Consider the following 21,132-nt stretch of genomic DNA (forward strand, 5'->3'; position numbering starts at 1 on the left):
CAAAGGGAGCGGTCAGCGAGATGAGCGAACACCAGACCCTCGATCCGGAAACGGCGGCGCGAAAGCGCGCCATGGGCCTCTTCGCCGCCGCCGACCGCGGCGTGCTGGAAGCCGGCCTTGCCGGGATCGGCGAGCTACCCGACTGGCAGCTTTTGCGCGCGCCGGAGATCGGCCTCGTCATGGTCCGCGGCCGCACCGGCGGCGGCGGCGCGCCGTTCAATCTCGGCGAGGTTGCCGTCACCCGCTGCGCCGTGACGCTCTCGCCCGATACGGTCGGCACCGCCTACATCATGGGCCGCGACAAGGAAAAGGCGCGACTCGCGGCCCTCTGCGATGCCCTCTGGCAGCGCGCCGAAACCCGCGACAAGGTCGAGGCCGATATCCTTGAGCCCATCGCCGAAACGCTTGCCGAAAACGACGAAAAAAACGCCGCGGAGACCGAGGCGACCCGCGTCGATTTCTTCACCATGGTGCGAGGAGAGGACTGATGGCTGTTGCCGCAATCGCGCCGGGCTTTGCCGATCCGGTGTTCGACGCCCAGAAAGCGTTCCGCACGGTGATGGACGCCATGGCCCATCCGGGCCGGGTCCACGAGCTTCAGACGGCACTCGCGCCGCCCGCCCCGCTCTCGCCCGTGGCCGCTGCCGTGCTCCTCACCCTTGCCGATTTCGAAACGACGCTCTGGCTCGGTGAGACGCTGACGAAGACGCCCGCCGTCGCCGACTGGCTGCGCTTCCACACCGGAACGGTGCTGACGGAGGATCCCGGCGAGGCAACCTTTGCCGCCATCGCCGACCCGATGCGCCTGCCACCGCTCGGGGCATTCGCGCAAGGCACCCTCGACTATCCGGACCGCTCGACGACCCTGATCCTGCAGGTGGAAACCCTCGACCCGAGCGCTGGCCCGACACTGGAAGGCCCCGGCATCGACGGCACCGCGCGGCTCCTGCCGGCGCCGCTCGCCGAGACCTTCTGGCTTGAGGCGCGGCGCAACGCCGATCTTTTTCCGCGCGGCGTCGATTTCCTGCTCGCCGCGCCCGGAAAGATCGCCGCGCTGCCCCGCTCCACCCGCATCGTCGAAGGAGACTGAGCCCATGTATGTCGCGGTCAAGGGCGGCGAAAAGGCCATCGCCAACGCCCATCGCCTGCTAGCCGACAAGCGGCGCGGCGCGCGTTCGGTGCCGGCGATGACGGTGGAGCAGATCGTCGAGCAGCTCGCGCTTGCGGTCGACCGGGTGATGGCCGAGGGCTCGCTCTACGACAAGGAACTGGCGGCGCTCGCCATCAAGCAGGCGCGCGGTGACCTCATCGAGGCGATCTTCCTAGTCCGCGCGTTCCGCACCACCCTGCCCCGCTTCGGCCATTCCGAGCCGCTCGATACCGGCGAGATGCACATCCGCCGGCGCATCTCGGCGACCTTCAAGGACCTGCCGGGCGGTCAGCTCCTCGGCCCCACCTTCGACTACACCCACCGGCTGATCGATTTCGCGCTCGCAGCGGAAGGCGAGACACCCGAGCCCGTCCGGTCCGCGCCGCGCGGCGGTGCCGCCCCGCGCGTCACCGACCTCCTCAATGCCGAAGGGCTCTTGGAGGTCGACGAGGATGGCGACGGCAACGTCGGCGACCTGACCCGCGAGCCCATCGACTTTCCGGCCGGCCGCGACGTCCGCCTGCAGGCGCTTGCCCGCGGCGACGAGGGATTCCTCTTGGCCCTCGGCTATTCCACCCAGCGCGGCTACGCCCGCACCCACCCCTTTGCCGGCGAGATCCGCATGGGCGAGGTCGAGGTCGAGCTTTTCGTGGAAGAGCTGGGCTTTGCGGTCACGCTCGGCCGCCTCACCGTCACCGAATGCCAGATGATCACCCAGTTCACCGGCTCGGCCAAGGTGCCGCCCCAGTTCTCCCGCGGTTACGGCCTCACCTTCGGCCATTCGGAGCGCAAGTCGATGGCGATGGCCCTGGTCGACCGGGCGCTGCGCTTCGAGGAGTTCGGCGAGGAACTGACGGCCCCAGCCCAGGACCAGGAATTCGTCCTTTCCCATTCCGACAACGTCCAGGCGACCGGCTTCACCGAACATCTGAAGCTGCCCCACTATGTGGACTTCCAGGCCGAACTGGAACTGATCCGCCGCATGCGCCGGGAGATCGCCGAGCGCGCCGAAAAGGCGGCGAACGACGCCGACGAGACCCGGGCAGAGGAGGCCGCCGAATGACTGCCACTTCTGAAACCTGGTCCTACAACTTCGCCTATCTCGACGAGCAGACCAAGCGGATGATCCGCCGGGCGATCCTGAAGGCCATCGCCATTCCCGGCTACCAGGTGCCGTTCGCCAGCCGTGAGATGCCGATGCCCTATGGCTGGGGCACAGGCGGCGTGCAGGTCACCGCCTCGATCCTCGGCCCGGACGACGTCCTGAAGGTCATCGACCAGGGCTCCGACGACACCACCAACGCCGTCGCCATCCGCGGCTTTTTCGAAAAGACCGCGGGCGTCGCAACGACCACGGCGACGGAGGAGGCGAGTGTCATCCAGACCCGCCACCGCATCCCGGAAACGCCGCTCTCTGAGACCCAGGTGCTGGTCTACCAGGTGCCGATTCCCGAGCCGATGCGCTACCTGGAGCCGCGCGAGGCCGAAACCCGCAAGATGCATGCGCTGCAGGAATACGGCCTGATGCACGTCAAGCTCTACGAGGACATCGCACGGCATGGCCACATCGCCACCACCTACGCCTATCCGGTGAAGGTCTCCGGCCGCTACGTCATGGACCCCTCGCCGACGCCGAAATTCGACAATCCGAAGATGGACAATTCGCCGGCCCTGCAGCTCTTCGGCGCCGGCCGCGAAAAGCGCATCTATGCAGTCCCGCCCTTCACACAGGTGACCAGCCTCGACTTCGAGGACCATCCGTTCGCCGTCCAGACATTCGAGGAGCCCTGCGCGCTCTGCGCCGCCGAGGGCGTCTTCCTCGACGAGGTCGTGCTCGACGATCGTGGCGGGCGGATGTTCGTCTGTTCCGACACCAACCATTGCGAGGAGCGCCGCGCCGCCGGCCACCGCGGCAGGCTTTCCGGCGATCCGACGAAGACCGAAGACGCGTCGCAAGGAGAGCGGCCATGAATCTCCCGGTCTTCGATGATGGCGCGCCGCTCCTGCGCGCCTCCGGCGTCACCCGCTACTACGGCACCCGCATCGGCTGCACCGATGTGTCCTTCGAGCTCTGGCCTGGCGAGGTGCTCGCGGTCGTCGGCGAATCCGGCTCCGGCAAGACGACGCTGCTGAATTGTCTCTCCACCCGGCTGGTGCCGACGTCCGGCGTCGTCGAATACCGCATGCGCGACGGTGCCATGCGCGACCTTTTTCAGCTCAACGAGGCCGAACGGCGCCTTTTGATGCGCACCGACTGGGGCTTCGTCCACCAGAACCCGGCCGATGGCTTGCGCATGACCGTCTCGGCCGGCGCCAATGTCGGCGAGCGGCTGATGGCCGTCGGCGCCCGCAACTACGGCGCCATTCGCGGTGAGGCGGAAAGCTGGCTCGACAAGGTGGAGATCGACACCGGCCGCATCGACGACGACCCGCGCGGCTTTTCCGGCGGCATGCGCCAGCGCCTGCAGATCGCCCGCAACCTCGTCACCGGCCCGCGCCTTATCTTCATGGACGAGCCGACGGGCGGCCTCGATGTGTCGGTCCAGGCGCGGCTCCTCGATCTGTTGCGCCAGCTCGTCGGCGAGTTCGGGCTGTCGGCCGTCGTCGTCACCCACGACCTTGCCGTCGCCAGGCTGCTCTCCCACCGGATGATCGTCATGCGCGGCGGCAACGTCATCGAGACCGGCCTCACCGACCAGGTGCTCGACGATCCGCGCGCGCCCTACACCCAGCTCCTCGTCTCCTCGATCCTGCAGGTCTGACCCATGCCGACCCGCCTCTGCCTCAACGGCGTTTCCAAGAACTTCGTCATGCATCTCCAGGGCGGCGCGGTGCTGCCGGTCGTCGCCGAGGTCGAGCTTGCCGTTGCCGCCGGCGAATGCGTGGTGCTGGGCGGGCGCTCCGGCATCGGCAAGAGCTCGGTCCTGAAGATGATCTACGGCAACTATCGCTGCGAGGAGGGCCAGATCCTGATCACCGACGGCGACCGGATCGTCAACGTGGCAACGGCCAGCCCGCGCGAGATCCTGGCCCTCAGGAAAGAAACCATCGGCTATGTGAGCCAGTTCCTGCGCGCCATCCCGCGTGTCTCGGCCCGCGACATCGTCGCCGAGCCGCTGATCGAGCGCGGCGTGGAGCGGGACGACGCGGTCTCAAGGGCCGAAGACATGCTTGCCCGCCTCAACGTTCCGGAGAAACTCTGGGGCCTGCCGCCGGCGACCTTTTCCGGCGGCGAGCAGCAGCGGGTGAACATCGCCCGCGGCTTCATCGCCGACTTCCCGATCCTGCTTCTCGACGAACCCACCGCCTCGCTCGACGCCGCCAACCGCGCCGTGGTCGTCGACCTGGTGAAGGAAAAAAAGGCGTCGGGCGCTGCCCTCCTCGGCATCCTCCACGACGCCGACGTGCGGGAGCGCATCGCCGACCGAGTGATCGACATGGAAGCCTTTGCCGCGGAGAAAGCCGCATGAACGAGCACGTCGCACCGACCCGCCTGTCGCTCGCCCCGCTGATCGCTCCGGACGCGGAAATCATCGACGCGGACATCGGCCGCTACACCGAGATCGGCGCCCGCACCCGCATCGTCCATTCCAGCTTCGGCGACTACAGCTACATCATGGAGAGCGGCGACGTCCTTTATGCGGACATCGGCAAGTTCTGCTCCATCGCCTCCTTCGTCCGCCTCAACGCGCCGAACCACCCGACCTGGCGCGCCGCCCAGCACCACTTCACCTACCGGTCCAACGAATATTGGCCCGACAAGGACGTCGATGCCGAAATCTACGACTGGCGCCGCAGCCGCGCCGTCACCGTCGGCAACGACGTCTGGATCGGCCATGGCGCCACGGTGCTTTCCAAGGTGACGGTCGGCGACGGCGCGGTCATCGGCTCCGGCGCCGTCGTCACCAGGGATGTTCCGCCCTACGCCATCGTCGGCGGAGTGCCGGCCAAACCGATCGGCGAACGGTTTCCGCCGGCCATTGCAGAGCGGCTGATGGCGCTTGCCTGGTGGAACTGGGACCACGACCGGCTCGGCGACGCGCTCGATGATTTTCGGCACCTGTCGATTGAGGAATTCCTTGAAAAATATGACAGCTAATTAACCCGAGGACGGGTTGATTTCATTCGGTAATTTCCGGCGACCGCGTGCTGTCGCCGAAACGTCACAAAACCTCAATTGGCGTGTCATCGAGTTTCGCTAGGCAATCCCCGAACAAGATTTGTGAGGGGCCCTTCGTGACTGCCATTTCGGTCGAAAACCTGTCCAAGACCTTTCGCCGCAAACCGGCCCTCAAGAACGTTTCCCTTGAAATTTCCAGCGGCGAGATGGTGGCGCTGATCGGCGCCTCCGGCTCCGGCAAGTCGACCCTCATCCGCCACATCGCGGGCCTTGAGCGCGGCGACGGCGAGAGCGGCGCCATCACCGTCGGCGAGCACCTCGTCCAGAATAGCGGCAAGCTCACCCGCAACGCCAAGGCGATCCGCCGCGAGGTCGGCGTCATCTTCCAGCAGTTCAACCTCGTCGACCGGCTCTCGGTGATGAGCAACGTGCTGGTCGGCCTCCTCGGCAACATGCCGTCCTGGCGCGGCACGCTCGGCCTCTTCACCCGGTCGGAAAAGCTCACCGCCATGCGCGCCCTGCACCGGGTCGGCATCCCGGAGACCGCCCTGCAGCGCGCCTCGACCCTGTCCGGCGGCCAGCAGCAGCGCGCCGCCATCGCCCGCGGCCTCGTTCAGGGCGCCAGCGTCATGCTTGCCGACGAGCCGATCGCCTCGCTCGATCCGGCCTCGGCCAAGCGCGTCATGCAGACCCTTTCCTCCATCAACCGGGCCGACGGCATGACCGTCATCGTCTCCCTGCACCAGGTCGAATATGCGCGCCATTTCTGCCAGCGCACGGTGGCCCTGAGGGACGGCGAAGTCGCCTTCGACGGTGCCTCCACGGCGCTCACCAACGACTTTCTGCGCGAGATCTATGGCGAGGCCAGCGAGGAACTCGTGCTCCCCGACGCTCCGGTTACGACCACGGACGAAGACGATGAGGAATCGGTGTCCCTGGTCCCGGCATTTGCCGGTGCGTAACCGTCACGGAATGACGGACATCAACCCCAACAGGAGGCTTCTCATGAACGCTGTCGTCAAGGGAATTGCGGCGCTCGCCGTATCGGCGACCCTGATCGGCTCGGCCGCCGCCGAGACCAAGGAACTCAACTTCGGCATCATCTCCACGGAATCGACCCAGAACCTGAAGTCCACCTGGGTGCCCTTCCTGGAGGCCATGGAAGACGCCGTCGGCATGAAGGTGAAGCCGTTCTTCGCCTCCGACTATGCCGGCGTCATCGAGGGCATGCGCTTCGACAAGGTCGACGTTGCCTGGTTCGGCAACAAGTCGGCCATGGAAGCCGTCGACCGCTCCGGCGGCGAGGTCTTCGCCCAGACCGTCGATGGCGATGGCAATCCGGGCTATTGGTCGCTGATCCTCGTCCACAAGGACGCCCCGTTCAACAAGCTGGAAGACATCCTGAAGTGCGACGGCTCGCTGAACTTCGGCATCGGCGATCCGAACTCCACCTCCGGCTTCCTGGTCCCGACCACCTTCATCTTTGCCAAGAACGGCATCGACCCGAAGAAGTGCTTCAAGACCGTGCGCAACGCCAACCATGAGACCAACGCTCTGGCCGTTGCCAACCAGCAGGTCGACGCCGCCACCAACAACACGGAAAACCTGCGTCGTCTGGAGACCACCAATCCGGAAGCCCGCGCCAACATCAAGGTGCTCTGGAAGTCGCCGCTGATCCCGTCCGATCCGCTGGTCTGGCGCAAGGACCTCGACGAGACGGCCAAGGACAAGGTCTACAAGTTCATCATGAGCTACGGCCGCATCGGCACCCCGGAAGAGGTCGCCGCCGCCCGCAAGGTGCTCGCCGGCCTGGAATGGGCGCCGTTCAAGCCGTCCTCCGACGCCCAGCTCTACCCGATCCGCGTCCTCGCCGTCTCCAAGGACATGGCCAAGATCGAGAACGACGACAAGCTGTCGGCCGACGAGAAGAAGGCCAAGCTCACCGAGCTCGCCGCCGAGAAGAAGAAGTGGGAAGACCTGATGGCCGAAGTGCCGCAGATGTAAGGGTCACCCCCAAGGATCCTGCGGCGCCGGGCCCGTCCCGGCGCCGTTCCCGTTTCCGGTCCGCACACCTCCACCTGCCACGGACACCCCCTTGCCGACGGTACTCCCCATGACCGACACCAGTATGCGCCCGGGCCGGCCCGGCGCGCCGCTCGACGCGATCACCCTTCCCAAGGAAGACCTCTCCCGCCGGCTCTATCGCTGGGGCATGTGGGTGCTGGTCCTCGGCGCACTCGCCTGGAGCTTCTATCCGGCCGAAGTCTTCCGCGCCGTCAACCTGGTCACCGACGCGGCCAATATGGGCCAGTACGCCAAGGGCTTCCTCAACCCCAACTTCCACGAATGGGAACTCTATGTCAGCGAGATGATCCTGACCGTGCAGATCGCGGTCTGGGGTACGGTGCTCGCCGTCGTCTTCGGCATTCCCTTCGCCATCCTGTCGTCGAGCAACATCGCGCCGTTCTGGATCGTCCAGCCGGTGCGCCGGTTGATGGACGCCGCCCGCGCCATCAACGAGCTGGTCTTCGCCGTCCTCTTCGTCGTCGCCGTCGGCCTCGGGCCGTTTGCCGGCGTCATGGCGCTCTTCGTCCACAACATGGGCATCATCGCCAAGCTGTTCTCCGAGGCGGTGGAATCGATCGACCCGCGCCCGGTCGAAGGCATCCGCGCCACCGGCGCCACCAAGCTGCAGGAGATCGTCTTCGGCGTCGTGCCCCAGGTGCTGCCGCTGTGGATCTCCTATTCGCTCTACCGCTTCGAGACCAATGTGCGCTCCGCCACCGTGCTCGGCATCGTCGGCGCCGGCGGCATCGGCCAGGTGCTGTTCGAATCCATCCGCGGCTTCTATTACGCGGAAACGGCGGCGATCATCATCATCGTCATCGTCACCGTCTCGATCGTCGATATACTGTCGCAGCAATTGCGCAGGCTCGTCATCTGAGCCCGCTGATTCGCGCACCCGACCGGGATCGGCGCGAGAGAATTGGAGCGGCCATGCGATACGCGATCTACTACACGCCGGACCGGGACGAGCTTCTGGCCGGCCTCGGCGCGCGCTGGCTCGGCCGCGATCTCTTCACCGGCCACACCATGCAGCAGGCGCTGGCCGGCGACATCGACCCGGAGCGCCTGGAGATCGTCACCCGCGACCCGCGCCGCTACGGCTTCCACGCCACCCTGAAGCCGCCCTTCCGCCTGAAGGACGGCGCCGAGCCGGCGGAGCTTGCCGCCCGCTTTGAGGCCTTCGCCAAGACCCACGCACCGGTCGCGCTCAGCGGCCTCGTCGTCGCCCGCATCGGCGGCTTCCTCGCCCTCGTCCCGGCGGCGCCGTCACAGGAGCTGGAGCACCTGGCCGCCGCCGCCGTCGAGGCCTTCGACGACCTGCGCGCCCCGCCGAGCGAGGAGGAAATCGCCCGCCGCCGGCCGGACGCCCTCACCGGGCGCCAGCGCGACTTGCTTCAAAGGTGGGGCTACCCTTACGTTTTCGAGGAATTCCGATTCCACATGACCCTCACCGGCAAGCTCGACGATGCGGTCGAGGCGGAGACCCTCGCCGCTGCGGCGCGGAGCTTTTTCGCCCCGGTCATCGAGAAGCCCATTTCGCTTTCTACGGTCGCGCTCTGCATCGAGAGTGCGCCCGCAACGCCCTTCCTGGCGGAGCGCCTCAGCCCGCTTCAGGCCTCGACCGACGTCGACGCCTGATCGCACCGGCGGTCCTGCCACCCTGATCCGGAATAAAAAAATGCTTGAAGCCGACCTCGTTCTGAAGAACGCCCGCATCGTTTTGCCCGACGCCGTCGTCGACGGCGCCCTCGTCGTCCAGGGCGGCGAGATCGCAGCGGTCGAGACGACCACCAATGCCCCCGGCGAGGATCTGTCCGGCGACTACCTGATCCCGGGCCTCGTGGAACTGCACACCGACCACCTGGAAGGCCACTACGCGCCGCGCCCCGGCGTGCGCTGGGACCCGGTCGCCGCCGTCCAGGCCCACGACGCCCAGATCGCCGGCTGCGGCATCACCACCGTCTTCGATGCGGTGCGCGCCGGCGCCGATGCCGACTCAAAGGACCTCGGCCACGAGACCCGCACCCTGACCGACGCCATTGCCAGCGCCGGCCGCGAGGACCGGCTCCGGGCCGACCACTTCATCCATTTGCGCTGCGAGATCTCCGCCGTCGACGTCGTCGATGCGGCCCGGCCGTTCATCACCGAAGGCGTCGCCAACCTCGTCTCGATCATGGACCACACGCCCGGCCAGCGGCAGTTCGTCCACCTCGACAAGTTCCGGGAGTACTATCTCGGCAAGTCCGGCATGACCGAGGCCGAGCTGGAAGAGTTCATCGCCGAGCGGCGGCGCCAGCACGCCGCCTGCGCCGCGCCGAACCGGGCCGCGATCGTCCGCCTCTGCCACGAGTCCAACATCGTCATTGCCTCCCACGACGACGCAACGCCCGCCCATGTCGACGAGGCGATCGCCGACGACGTGGCGATTGCGGAGTTCCCGACCACCGTGGAAGCGGCAAAGGCCTCCCACGGCGCCGGGCTCCGGGTGCTGATGGGCGCGCCGAACCTGGTGCGCGGCGGCTCCCACTCCGGCAATGTCTCGGCGGCCGAACTCGCCGGCCTCGGCGTCCTCGACATTCTCTCCTCCGACTATGTGCCGTTCAGCCTGCTGTTCGCCGCCTTCATGCTGCCGGAGCGAGTCGCGGCCATCGACCTGCCAACGGCGATCCGCACGGTGACGGAGACCCCGGCGGCCGCGGCCGGTCTTACCGACCGCGGCGCCATCCGCCCGGGCCTTCGCGCCGACCTCGTCCGGGTCCGCGCAAAGCCCGGCCAGGTGCCGGTGGTCAAGGGCGTCTGGCTGAAGGGAAAGCGCGTGGCATGAGCGTCGTTGAGGAGATCTTCGCCAACCTGGAAGCCCGCGGCGCGGCCATCTATGGCGGCGAGGCCGTGACGCAACTCCAGCACGCCCTGCAATGCGCGGTGCTGGCGCATATGGCCGGCGCGCCGGCGACGCTCGTCACGGCGGCGCTCCTCCACGACTACGGCCACATCCTCACCGACGACGAGGACGCCGCGGAACGCGGCACGGATCTGCAGCACGAAGAGATTGCCGCGCGACACCTTGCGGACTGGTTTCCCGAAGATGTGACTGAACCCATACGTTTACATGTTACCGCCAAGCGCTATCTTTGTTCGGTGGACCCGGCATACCTTGATTCGCTATCACCGGCGTCGGCCACATCATTGAGTGTCCAGGGAGGTCCGCTCGGCACGGAGGAAATTTCTGATTTCCGCCGCAACCCGCATTGGCAGGCTGCGGTGAAACTGCGCCACTGGGACGACACCGGCAAAGATCCGAAGATGACGACGCCGGCGCTAGCTGCATTTCGCGGCATGGTCACCTCGGCGCTACGGGAAGAGCATGAAGATGCGCACGGATGAAGAAGATTTCGGCACGGCCGGCGCGACGCCGGCCCACTTTGGTGCCCTCAAGCACTACGACCCGCCGCTCGGGCCCGGCGCCTTCGTGGCGGTCGTCGGCCCGTCCGGCTCGGGCAAGGACACGCTGATCTACCGCGCCCGCGACTGGTTTTCCGGCCGTGACGGGATCGTGTTCCCGCGCCGCATGGTGACCCGGCCGCCGGAGGACGTGAACGAGGATCACATCTCGATCACCGAGGCCGACTACAACCGGATCGTGGAAGACAAGGACGCGGCCCTCACCTGGCGTGCCCACGGGCTCGGCTACATTGTGCCGAGCGACGTCGATGCGGCGATCACGAGCGGCGCCATCGTCGTTGCCAACATTTCGCGCATGGCCGTTTCCGACGTCATCCGCAACTATGCCCGCGCCGTGGTCGTCGTCGTGACGGCGCCGCGCGAGGTGCTGGCGGAACGGCTGAAGGCCCGCGGCCGCGAGACGCCGGAAGAGATCGCCAGCCGCCTCGACCGCGCCGACTACACCCTGCCGCCGGCGCCGCGCATGCTGATGATCGACAACGTCGCAAGCCCGGCCAAGAGTTCCGCCAAGCTGATCAACCTGATCGAGCGGCTGCACCTCGAAGTCGAAACGATGCCGCTCTGACCCCGGCGCGGCATCGTCCCTCCCGATAAGCCTTTCCCGGAACAGACCTGCTCGACCGGCTGCCCCGCGCAGCCGGCGGCCCCGTTCTGCCTCAAAAAGACGCTATGGCCCCTGATTGGAACCGGCGAGGATTCCCCATGCCGGCGAACCCGCTACACTCGGGCCTGATTCGACAAGGGAGGCAATCTTGCGCAAGTGGCTGATCGGTCTGGGGGTGGTGTTCGCCGTCCTCGTCGTCATTGCCGTTGCGGTACCGATGGCGGTGCCGAAGGCAACGGTGAAGGACCAGATCATCGGCCAGATCGAATCGGCGACCGGCTGGCGGCTCAGGATCGACGGCGACATCTCCGTTTCGGCCCTGCCCTTCCTGAAACTGGAGGCGACCGATGTCGGCCTGTCGGGCGCTGCCGGTGCCGACGGCATCGAATTCCTCACCGTGCGCGAGATCCGCTTCGGCCTGTCGCTGTTCTCGCTGCTCTCCGGCGTCGTCGACGTCACCGGCATCACCCTCGTCCAGCCGAACGTCTTCCTGGAAGTCGATCCCGCGGGCCGCCAGAGCTGGGCGCCGCGCCGGGCATTGGAGACGATTGCCGGCGCCGCCCCGGCGGAATCGGCACCGGACGACACCGGCGAAGACATTGGTGGAGACGGCGGCTTTTCCCTCGACCGCCTGCGCTTCGGCGCCATCGAGATCCGCGACGGCCTCGCCGTCTGGCACGACCGCCGCACCGGCGTGAAGCAGACCCTCGCCGAACTCAACGTCACCGCCAGCATGCCCTCCGTCAACGACGCGGCAACCCTGGAAGGCTCGCTCACCTGGAACGGCATTCCGGTCGAGCTGGATCTTTCCGCCGGCGACCCCAAGGCGCTCGCCGAGGGCCGCGCGAGCAGCGTGACAGGAACCCTCGCCGCGGCCGACGCCAATCTGGCGGTCGACGGCAGCCTGGCGCTGGAACCCGCGCCGACGTTCAAGGGCCGCATCGAGGCGGAAGCCGACGACCTCGCCGGCACTCTGGCCGCGTTCAAGATGCCCGTTCCCGACATGCCGGCGCTCGGCGAATTCACGCTCGCCACCGCCGTCGCCTACGGTCCCGATGCCGCCAGCCTCTCCGATTTCACCGCCCGGCTCGACGAGACGACGCTCACCGGGTCGGTCGATGCTGCGCTCGACGGACCACGCCCAAAAATTTCCGGCGCCCTCGCCCTCGACCGCATCGACCTTGACCGGTTCAAGGCAAGTGGTGGCGGCGGGAACGACAAGAAAGGCGCGGGAGGAAAGGGCGACACGGGCGCGATCGACCTGGCACCGCTGGGTCAGGCCGATGCGGACCTGACGCTCAGGATCGGATCGCTCTCCGGCGGCGACGTCACCGTCGCCGACATCGCCGGAAGCGTGAAACTGGCGAATGGCAAGCTCGACCTCGACATCGCCCAAACCCGCCTCCTCGGCGGCACGGCGGCCCTCACCCTTGCCGCCGACGGCAGCGGCAAGGCGCCGGCCTTTTCCGGCACGCTGAGATCGACCGGGCTCTCGCTGCCCGATCTCCTGCAGCTTGCCGGCCGCAGCGACCCCGTCGGCGGCACGCTTGAGACCGACCTCACCTTCGCCGCCAGCGGCAACACGGTGCCGGCGCTGACGGCCGGCCTGCAGCTTTCCGGCACCGCAGCGCTCCGCAACGGCGCCGTCGGTGGCCTCGGTCTCGCCAAGGCCTTCGGCGGCGACAAGAGCGCCAACCGGATCGAGAACGCGGACATCGACGTCGCCATTGCCGGGCTCGGAAAACCCGTCACGGCCGCCGGTGCCCTCTCCTGGCGCGGCGACCGGTTCCGGCTCGGCGCCACCGCCGATCCCGCCGCCCTCGCCTCCGGCGCGCCGAGCACCATTCGCTTCGATGTCGCCTCGAACCGCCTCGCCCTCGGCTTCAACGGCAAGGCGTCGACCTCCGGCAAGGCCGACGGCACAATCAGCATCGAAACGGCGAACCTGCGCGATCTCGCCGGCTGGCTCGGCAACCCGCTGCCGCCGGGCAAGGGCCTCAAGGCGTTCAGCTTCGCCGGCCGGCTCGGCTATGGCGGCGACACCGTCAGCTTCGACAAGGCAAAGATCGCCCTCGACGGCACCACCGGTAACGGTTCCGGAAAGCTCACCCTTGGCGGCGCCCGGCCGAAACTGACGGCAAAACTGGCGCTCGCCACGTTGAAGCTCGACCCCTATCTCGCCGGCGGTGGCAAGGGAGGCGGCGGTGGCGACAACCGGCGCGGCGGCGGCTGGAGCGACGAGCCCATCGACCTGTCCGGCCTGAAGGCCGCCGATGCCGACCTCGACCTCAGCGCCAAGGCGATCGAGTGGGACAAGCTGCGCATCAACGGCACCAAGATCGACGTCGTGCTCGATGCCGGCCGGCTCGAGGCCAAGCTGACCCGCATGCGGCTCTACCGCGGCACGGGCGAGGGCCGCCTGCTGCTCGACGGCTCGGGCCGGACCGCCGGCGTCGAGGCCTCGTTCAGGCTGCAGGACATGGCGGCCCGCCCGTTCCTTAACGACGCCGCCGATTTCGACCGCATCGAGGGCACCGCCAATCTCTACATCGATCTGAAGACCAGCGGCGCCAGCCAGCGCGATTTCGTCAAGGCGCTTGACGGCAAGGCGGATTTCGACTTCCGCGACGGCGCCATCCGGGGCTTCGACGTCGCCAAGACGGTGAAGGCGCTCTCCGTCGACACGTTGCTCGGCTGGGAGCAGGGCGGCGGCAACAAGACGGCGTTCAGCGTGCTGAGGGCCGATTTCGACATCAACAACGGCATCGCCAAGAGCTCCGGTTTCCGCCTTGCCGGTCCGCTGGTCCGCGCCGGCGGCGGCGGCACCGTCGACATGCCGAAGAAAACCCTCGACTGGAAGGTCGATGCCAAGATCGTCGCCAGCCTTGAGGGCCAGAAGGCCCGCCAGAAAGGCAAGAAGGACAAGAACAACAAGGCCGACGGCGGCGACAAGGAGCGGCTTGCCGGCCTCGGCGTGCCGATCATCATCAAGGGCCCGTGGAACAATCCGCGCATCTACCCGGACATCTCCGGCATCCTGGACGATCCGAAAGGCGCCTATGAGAAGCTGAAGGGCCTCGGCGGCGGGCTGTTCGACGGTGGCGGTGCGGCGGGTGCCGTCGATGCGCTGATCGGCGGCGATGGCAAGGGCGGCGGCCGCGACGCCATCTCCGACCGCGTCGGCGGCGGCGAGAAGGGCAAGGCCGTCAACAAGGCGCTGGACGCCCTCGGCCTCGGCGGCGGCCAGGACAACGCCCGGAACGGCAAAGCCAAAAACCGCAAGGCCGGAAACAAGAACCGCAAGGCCAGGCAGCAAAAGAAAAATTCCGGCAACAACCGCGGCAAGGGCAAGGGCAAGCGCAAAGGCGACGACGACAAGCCGCGCACCATCGAGGACGTCTTCGACAGGTTCAATTAGGGTGCCCTGGAAGACCTCGGATTCCAGCAAATCCGGCTACGGCAAGGTGGGTCCGTCGCCGGCCGATTCCTGCCTCCGGTCGATTTCTACCTTTCCAAGAAATGGAACATTCACGAAAAATAAAGAGCCGCCGCATAACTTATATCCGATCTTGTAATGCATTGCGGATGATGAGCGCTTGGCGATGGCCTTCGAAGCCGTTTTCAGCAGGGCAAAAGAAGTCTTTAACCATTACTTCTGCGTCCCCCGGAACAATCCCGACCTGACCGTTGCGCAGTATCGGTCGCTGTCGCGGCATATTCCACTGTTCTACATCGTCCTCATCGCCAACACGGCCGTGGTCGCGGCGACCCATCTCAACATCGCCCCGCCCTTCCTGACCATCGTCGTTCCCGTTCTCCTCAGCGGTGCCGTGATGACCAGGGTCTTTGCCTGGTTGTCGATGCGAAAGGCGGAGGTGACGCCCGACCAGGCGCTGCAGGCGCTGCGCAGGACCAATCTCCTGACGGTTCCGCTGGCCGGCCTCTTCACCGCCTGGGCCTTGGTGCTGCACGGCTATGGCGACGCCTACCACCAGGGCCAGGTCACCTTCTTCGTGGCGATCACCGTCATCGCCTGCATTTTCTCGCTGATGCACCTGAGGTCGGCCGCGCTGTCCGTTGCCCTCGTCGTCAACGTGCCGCTTCTCGTCTTCATGGTGCTGACCGGCGAGCCGACCTTCATCGCCACGGCGATCAACATCGCCATCGTCTCCGTCGCCATGCTGTCCGTGCTGCAGAGCAACTACAACGACTTTGCCCAGCTCACCGTGTCGCGCCAGGCGCTGTTGCTGCAGCAGCGCGAGCTGGAAAAGCGGACCGCGGCGGTGCAGCGGCTCTCCAATCGCAATCTCAGCCTTGCCCGGCTCGACAGTCTGACCGACCTTGGCAACCGGCGCAGCTTCTTCGAGCGCTTCGACCAGATCGTCGAGACCTGCGGCGGCGAGCGCTTCGCCATCGGCATCCTCGACCTCGACAGCTTCAAGCCGATCAATGACCTGCACGGCCATGCGGTCGGCGACCACGTGCTGGTCGAGGTCGGCACGCGGCTGAGGGAATTCAGTCGCGACGGCGTCGAAATCTTCCGTCTCGGCGGCGACGAATTCGGCTTCATCATGCGCAATACGCGCAAGGTGGAAGCCATTGTCGCGTTCGGCGACCGGATCTGCGAGGCCGTCGCCCGGCCGATCTCCCTGCCCACCGGCTACACCAGCATCTCCGCCTCGGTCGGCTGCGCCATCTATCCGCTGGCCGCGACCGACCCGCAACTGCTCTACGAGCGCGCCGACTACGCCCTTTACGAGGCCAAGCGGCACAAGGGTTCGGGCGTCGTCGTCTTTTCCGGCGCCCAGGAACAGGCCCTGACCCGCAAGCACGCCATCGAGCGGGCCCTGGTGTCGTGCGACCTGGAAGACGAGATGTACACGGTCTTCCAGCCGATCGTGGAATTGCGCAGTCGCCGCATCGTCGGCTTCGAGGCGCTCGGCCGCTGGGCCAATCCGCAGCTCGGCGAGATCAGCCCGATGAGCTTCATCCCGCTGGCCGAACGCACCGGCCAGATCACCGCCATTTCCCGGATCCTTTTGCGCAAATCACTGAAGGCCCTGAAGGACTGGCCCGACGACGTCTACGTCTCGGTCAACCTGTCGGCCCACGACATCGCCAATTCCGAAAGCATTATCCGCCTTCTCGGCGTCGTCAACGAAAGCGGCGCGAACCCGGAACGGATCGATTTCGAGATCACCGAGACGGCGATCGTGCAGGACTTCGAGCAGGCCAAGACCGCCCTCAACATGTTGCGCAATCTCGGCGCCAATGTTGCGCTGGACGATTTCGGCACCGGCTATTCCAGCCTCAGCTACATCCACCGCCTGCCGTTCAACAAGATCAAGGTCGACCGCAGCTTCGTGGCCGAGATCGAGAGTTCCGGCAGCAGCTTCAAGATCGTCAAGTCGCTGCTGATGCTGTGCAACGACATGGGCCTGAAGGCCATCGCCGAAGGCGTGGAAACGGCCGACCAGCTCCGGGTGCTGCGCCAGCTCGGCTGCAACAAGGTCCAGGGCTACTATTTCTCAAGGCCGATGCCGGCCGAGGACGTGCTGCCGTTCCTCGACCGCTTCGACGCCCACGAGGCGATCGAGGCCGCCAATCCGGAACTGAAGCGGCAGTCCGCGTAAGAAGGCGCGCGGCCCGAACCCTCACGCCGCCCGTTCGGCCTCCCCGTCGACGATGCGCACCACGTCGGCCATGATGTCGGTGAGCTGGAAGTCCTTCGGCGTATAGACGTTGGCGACCCCCATCGCCCGCAACGCGGCGGCGTCCTCCGGCGGAATGATGCCGCCGACCACCACCGGCACGTCGTCGAGGCCGTTCTTGCGCATCCGTTCCATGACGTCGCGCACCAGGGCGAGATGCGAGCCGGAGAGGATCGACAGGCCGACGACGTGGACGCTTTCCTCCAGCGCCGCGTTGACGATCTCCGCAGGCGTCAGCCGGATACCCTCATAGACCACCTCCATGCCGCAGTCGCGGGCCCGGACGGCGATCTGCTCCGCGCCGTTGGAATGGCCGTCGAGGCCCGGCTTGCCGACGAGAAATTTCAGCCGCCGGCCGAGCTTGGTCGAGACGTCGTCGACCGCCTTGCGCACGTCCTTGAGATTGGTTCCGTCGCTGCGCGCGCCCTGGCCGACGCCGGTCGGCGCCCGGTATTCGCCGAACACCTCGCGCAGGGTCTCGCCCCATTCGCCGGTCGTGACCCCGACCTTGGCGCAGGCGATGGACGCCTCCATGACGTTGCGGCCTTCCCGCGCGGCAGACGCAAGCTCTGCAAGCGCCGCGACCACCTCATCGGTGTCGCGCTCCCGGCGCCAGGATTCCAGCCGCGCCACGGCATCGCGCTCGACCGCTTCGGCAACGGTCAGCACGGATCCCTCGCCCGTGGTCAGCGGCGACGGTTCGGTCTCCGTCCATTTGTTGACGCCGACGACGATGGAGTCCCCGGCCTCGATGGCGGCGAGCCGCGCGGTGTTCGATTCCACGAGCTGGCGCTTCATGTAGCTGGTCTCGATGGCCGCGACCGCGCCGCCCATCTGGTCGATGCGCTCCAGCTCGGCCCGGGCCTCCTCCTTCAGCGCCTCGACCTTGGCCTCGATCTCGCGGCTGCCGTCGAAGATATCGGCATATTCCAGGAGGTCGGTCTCATAGGCCATGATCTGCTGCATGCGCAGCGACCATTGCTGGTCCCAGGGCCGCGGCAGGCCGAGCGCCTCGTTCCAGGCCGGAAGCTGCACGGCCCGCGCCCGCGCCTTCTTCGACAGCACCACGGCGAGCATTTCCACCAGGATGCGGTAGACGTTGTTTTCCGGCTGCTGCTCGGTGAGGCCGAGCGAGTTGACCTGGACGCCGTAGCGGAAGCGCCGGTATTTCTCGTCCGTAATCCCGTAGCGCTCGCGGCAGATCTCGTCCCACAGATCGACGAACGCCCGCATCTTGCACATCTCGGTGATGAACCGCATGCCGGCATTGACGAAGAACGAGATGCGCCCGACCGCCTTCGGAAAGTCCTCTTCCGGAATGGCGCCGGTCGCCTTCACCGTGTCCAGTACCGCGATCGCCGTCGACAGCGCGAAGGCGAGTTCCTGCACCGGCGTCGCGCCCGCCTCCTGCAGGTGGTACGAGCAGACATTCATCGGGTTCCATTTCGGCATTTCCCGATAGGTCCAGGCGATCACGTCGGTCGTCACCCGCATGGAGGGCTGCGGCGGGAACACATAGGTGCCGCGCGACAGATACTCCTTGACGATGTCGTTCTGGGTGGTGCCGGCAAGGAGGCTCCGGTCGGCGCCCTGCTCGTCGGCGACCGCCGCATAGAGCGCCAGCAGCCACGGCGCCGTCGCATTGATCGTCATGGAGGTGTTCATGCGCTCCAGCGGGATGTCCTGGAACAGGGTGCGCATGTCGCCGAGATGGGCGACCGGCACGCCGACCTTGCCGACCTCGCCCCTGGCCAGCGCATGGTCCGGGTCGTAGCCGGTCTGCGTCGGCAGGTCGAAGGCGATGGACAAGCCCGTCTGGCCCTTGGCCAGGTTGCTCCGGTAGAGCCGGTTGGAATCCTCGGCCGTTGAATGGCCTGCATAGGTCCTGAAAATCCAGGGCCGGTCACGCCCGCCGGTTGCCTCACTCATCGCGTCCACCCGTTTTGTTCTTTGGTGTTTTCAGGTCAAAGGCCCGTCAACCACCGATCATAAAGGGATAGAGCGTGCAGTGCAGCACGTCATTTGACAATTTGTCGGAGAGAACCGGAGCTTCCGCGGCGCGGCGGTCAGGACCTGATGACGCGGCGCAGCAGCAGCGGCAACAGGATCATCGCCAGCGCGCCGGCGCTCGCCGCACCGATCCACAGCGGGATGGAGTCGGCTTGGATCCGGATCGGCAGCCAGTGCCGCACGATCGCCTTGTCGAGCAGGAAGATCGCCGCCGAGGCGCCCGCAAACGACAGCACCGCATTGCCGATCATGCCGAAACCGAGGCTGCCGAGAATGCTGTCAGTGATCCAGCCGATCGCCACGGACGCGACGAACAGGAGGATCATCAGCGTGATGAAGTCGCCGGAGGAAAAGCTGTCGAGCACGGGGCGGCTGCGCCTTCAACGCGGGAGATCGGTCAGAGGACGATCCTTGCAGCAAGACTTTAAGAAAGTGCCAAAGCGGGCGGCCGGCGGCAAAGCCGCCCATTGGAGAATAGTCACATTGAAAAGCCGTGACGCGGCGGGAATCATGGCGGCAACCGGCCTCGCGACCGGCACTCCGGAAGGCTTCCCCGACGGCTGCGACGCGCGGTTGCAAAGAAGAGCGCTTGAAACGCGCCGGCCACGCGATATGCTGCGTTGCACAACCCGGGCCGGCAACAAGAACAACCAGGGGAGACGACCCATGCCCTCCATTGCGGAGACCAATATTCCCGAGGCGGCGACCAGGCGAGAAAAGAAAGACCTTTACGAACTTGGCGAGATTCCGCCGCTCGGACATGTGCCGAAGAACATGTATGGCTGGGTGATCCGGCGCGAACGCCACGGCCCGCCCGAAGAGGCCATGCAGCTTGAGGTCGTGCCGACCTGGGAGATCGACAGCCACGACGTGCTGGTCCTGGTGATGGCGGCCGGTGTCAACTACAACGGCATCTGGGCCGGGCTCGGCGTTCCGGTCTCGCCGTTCGACGGCCACAAGGCGCCCTTCCACATCGCCGGCTCCGATGCCTCGGGCATCGTCTGGGCCGTCGGCGACAAGGTCACCCGCTGGAAGGTCGGCGACGAGGTCGTCATCCACTGCAACCAGGACAATGGCGACGACGAGGAGTGCAATGGCGGCGACCCGATGTTCTCGCCGAGCCAGCGCATCTGGGGCTACGAGACGCCGGACGGATCCTTCTCCCAGTTCACCCGGGTCCAGGCCCAGCAGCTCATGCCGCGCCCGCAGCACCTGACCTGGGAAGAGTCCGCCTGCTACACGCTGACGCTCGCCACCGCCTACCGGATGCTGTTCGGCCACCACCCGCACGAGCTCAAGCCCGGCCAGAACGTCCTCGTCTGGGGCGCCTCGGGCGGCCTCGGCTCCTACGCCATCCAGCTCATCAACACCGCCGGCGGCAACGCCGTCGGCGTCATCTCCGACGAGGACAAGCGCGACTTCGTCATGCAGCTCGGCGCCAAGGGCGTGATCAACCGCAAGGATTTTTCCTGCTGGGGCCAGTTGCCGACGGTCAATTCGCCGGAATACGCCGAATGGTTCAAGGAAGTGCGCAAGTTCGGCAAGGCGATCTGGGACATCACCGGCAAGGGCAACAACGTCGACATCGTCTTCGAGCACCCCGGCGAGGCCACCTTCCCGGTCTCCACCTTCGTGTGCAAGAAGGGCGGCATGGTGGTGATCTGCGCCGGCACCTCCGGTTTCAACTGCACCTTCGACGTGCGTTACATGTGGATGCACCAGAAGCGCCTGCAGGGCTCCCACTTCGCCCATCTGAAGCAGGCCGCCGCGGCCAACAAGCTGATGATCGAGCGCCGGCTCGATCCCTACATGTCCGAGGTCTTCCCCTGGGAACAGATCCCCAAGGCCCACACCAAGATGTGGAAGAACGAGCACGCGCCTGGCAACATGGCCGTGTTGGTCAATGCGCCGAAGACGGGCCTGCGCACCTACGAGGACGTGCTGGAAGCCTGCGAATAGCGGCAACAGGAAGATAATACCGGGCGTTGCGGCAGGCGCGGCGCCCGGC

19 protein-coding genes are annotated in these 21,132 nt (G+C 66.6%); 17 read left to right on the forward strand and 2 right to left on the reverse strand.

The window, feature by feature from the left end:
* Window positions 1-20: 20 nt before the first annotated feature.
* The 16 genes from phnG (at window position 21) to CH339_RS12970 (ending at window position 17,036) form a co-directional block, all read left to right on the forward strand.
* On the forward strand, window positions 21-488 hold the full coding sequence (phnG, locus tag CH339_RS12895; RefSeq protein ID WP_111434766.1) for a phosphonate C-P lyase system protein PhnG: 468 nt from the start codon (window positions 21-23) through the stop codon (window positions 486-488).
* The gene (gene phnH, locus CH339_RS12900; RefSeq protein WP_111434767.1) at window positions 488-1,090 is read left to right on the forward strand and encodes a phosphonate C-P lyase system protein PhnH; all 603 of its coding nucleotides are present in this window, start codon (window positions 488-490) and stop codon (window positions 1,088-1,090) included. Before phnG ends, phnH begins: the two co-directional genes overlap by 1 nt.
* Window positions 1,091-1,094: 4 nt before the next feature.
* Window positions 1,095-2,213, forward strand: a complete 1,119-nt coding sequence (locus CH339_RS12905; RefSeq protein ID WP_111434768.1) for a carbon-phosphorus lyase complex subunit — start codon at window positions 1,095-1,097, stop codon at window positions 2,211-2,213.
* Complete coding sequence (locus CH339_RS12910) at window positions 2,210-3,121, forward strand: alpha-D-ribose 1-methylphosphonate 5-phosphate C-P-lyase PhnJ (RefSeq protein ID WP_111434769.1); 912 nt, start codon at window positions 2,210-2,212, stop codon at window positions 3,119-3,121. Before CH339_RS12905 ends, CH339_RS12910 begins: the two co-directional genes overlap by 4 nt.
* Window positions 3,118-3,912: a phosphonate C-P lyase system protein PhnK gene (phnK, locus tag CH339_RS12915; RefSeq protein WP_111434770.1), complete on the forward strand. Its 795-nt coding sequence runs from the start codon at window positions 3,118-3,120 to the stop codon at window positions 3,910-3,912. The genes CH339_RS12910 and phnK overlap by 4 nt, the downstream gene beginning before the upstream one ends.
* 3 nt (window positions 3,913-3,915) lie before the next feature.
* On the forward strand, window positions 3,916-4,620 hold the full coding sequence (phnL, locus tag CH339_RS12920; RefSeq protein ID WP_111434771.1) for a phosphonate C-P lyase system protein PhnL: 705 nt from the start codon (window positions 3,916-3,918) through the stop codon (window positions 4,618-4,620).
* Window positions 4,617-5,249 (forward strand): LbetaH domain-containing protein, encoded by a 633-nt coding sequence (locus tag CH339_RS12925; RefSeq protein WP_111434772.1) that lies wholly within the window; start codon window positions 4,617-4,619, stop codon window positions 5,247-5,249. The genes phnL and CH339_RS12925 overlap by 4 nt, the downstream gene beginning before the upstream one ends.
* A gap of 137 nt (window positions 5,250-5,386) precedes the next feature.
* Entirely contained in the window at window positions 5,387-6,232 is an 846-nt protein-coding gene (gene phnC, locus CH339_RS12930; protein ID WP_111434773.1) for a phosphonate ABC transporter ATP-binding protein, read from the forward strand.
* 43 nt (window positions 6,233-6,275) lie between these two features.
* Window positions 6,276-7,274, forward strand: a complete 999-nt coding sequence (phnD, locus tag CH339_RS12935; RefSeq protein WP_111434789.1) for a phosphonate ABC transporter substrate-binding protein — start codon at window positions 6,276-6,278, stop codon at window positions 7,272-7,274.
* Between the two features lie 109 nt (window positions 7,275-7,383).
* Window positions 7,384-8,214, forward strand: coding sequence for a phosphonate ABC transporter, permease protein PhnE (gene phnE / locus CH339_RS12940; protein ID WP_111434774.1), 831 nt, complete (start codon window positions 7,384-7,386; stop codon window positions 8,212-8,214).
* A gap of 53 nt (window positions 8,215-8,267) precedes the next feature.
* On the forward strand, window positions 8,268-8,975 hold the full coding sequence (locus CH339_RS12945) for a DUF1045 domain-containing protein (RefSeq protein ID WP_111434775.1): 708 nt from the start codon (window positions 8,268-8,270) through the stop codon (window positions 8,973-8,975).
* A gap of 40 nt (window positions 8,976-9,015) precedes the next feature.
* Window positions 9,016-10,161, forward strand: a complete 1,146-nt coding sequence (locus tag CH339_RS12950; protein ID WP_111434776.1) for an alpha-D-ribose 1-methylphosphonate 5-triphosphate diphosphatase — start codon at window positions 9,016-9,018, stop codon at window positions 10,159-10,161.
* Window positions 10,158-10,721, forward strand: coding sequence for a phosphonate degradation HD-domain oxygenase (locus CH339_RS12955; protein WP_111434777.1), 564 nt, complete (start codon window positions 10,158-10,160; stop codon window positions 10,719-10,721). The genes CH339_RS12950 and CH339_RS12955 overlap by 4 nt, the downstream gene beginning before the upstream one ends.
* Window positions 10,708-11,364 (forward strand): phosphonate metabolism protein/1,5-bisphosphokinase (PRPP-forming) PhnN, encoded by a 657-nt coding sequence (gene phnN / locus CH339_RS12960; RefSeq protein WP_170138515.1) that lies wholly within the window; start codon window positions 10,708-10,710, stop codon window positions 11,362-11,364. The genes CH339_RS12955 and phnN overlap by 14 nt, the downstream gene beginning before the upstream one ends.
* Window positions 11,365-11,551: 187 nt before the next feature.
* A complete protein-coding gene (locus CH339_RS12965) occupies window positions 11,552-14,821 on the forward strand; it encodes an AsmA family protein (RefSeq protein ID WP_170138516.1) in 3,270 nt (1,089 codons plus the stop codon).
* A 184-nt stretch (window positions 14,822-15,005) separates the two neighbouring features.
* Window positions 15,006-17,036: a putative bifunctional diguanylate cyclase/phosphodiesterase gene (locus CH339_RS12970; protein WP_111434780.1), complete on the forward strand. Its 2,031-nt coding sequence runs from the start codon at window positions 15,006-15,008 to the stop codon at window positions 17,034-17,036.
* A gap of 21 nt (window positions 17,037-17,057) precedes the next feature.
* On the opposite strand, the gene CH339_RS12975 is transcribed toward CH339_RS12970, so the two are convergent.
* Window positions 17,058-19,043 carry a protein meaA gene (locus tag CH339_RS12975; RefSeq protein WP_111434790.1) on the reverse strand — a complete coding sequence of 662 codons (1,986 nt, stop codon included), beginning with the start codon at window positions 19,041-19,043 and terminating at the stop codon, window positions 17,058-17,060.
* Window positions 19,044-19,180: 137 nt separating this feature from the next.
* On the reverse strand, window positions 19,181-19,489 hold the full coding sequence (locus CH339_RS12980) for a hypothetical protein (protein WP_111434781.1): 309 nt from the start codon (window positions 19,487-19,489) through the stop codon (window positions 19,181-19,183).
* 301 nt (window positions 19,490-19,790) lie between these two features.
* On the opposite strand from CH339_RS12980, the gene ccrA reads away from it, so the two are divergent.
* Entirely contained in the window at window positions 19,791-21,083 is a 1,293-nt protein-coding gene (ccrA, locus tag CH339_RS12985; RefSeq protein WP_111434782.1) for a crotonyl-CoA carboxylase/reductase, read from the forward strand.
* Window positions 21,084-21,132: the final 49 nt, after the last annotated feature.

It is taken from the genome of Rhodobium orientis, from assembly GCF_003258835.1.
GTDB lineage: Bacteria > Pseudomonadota > Alphaproteobacteria > Rhizobiales > Rhodobiaceae > Rhodobium > Rhodobium orientis.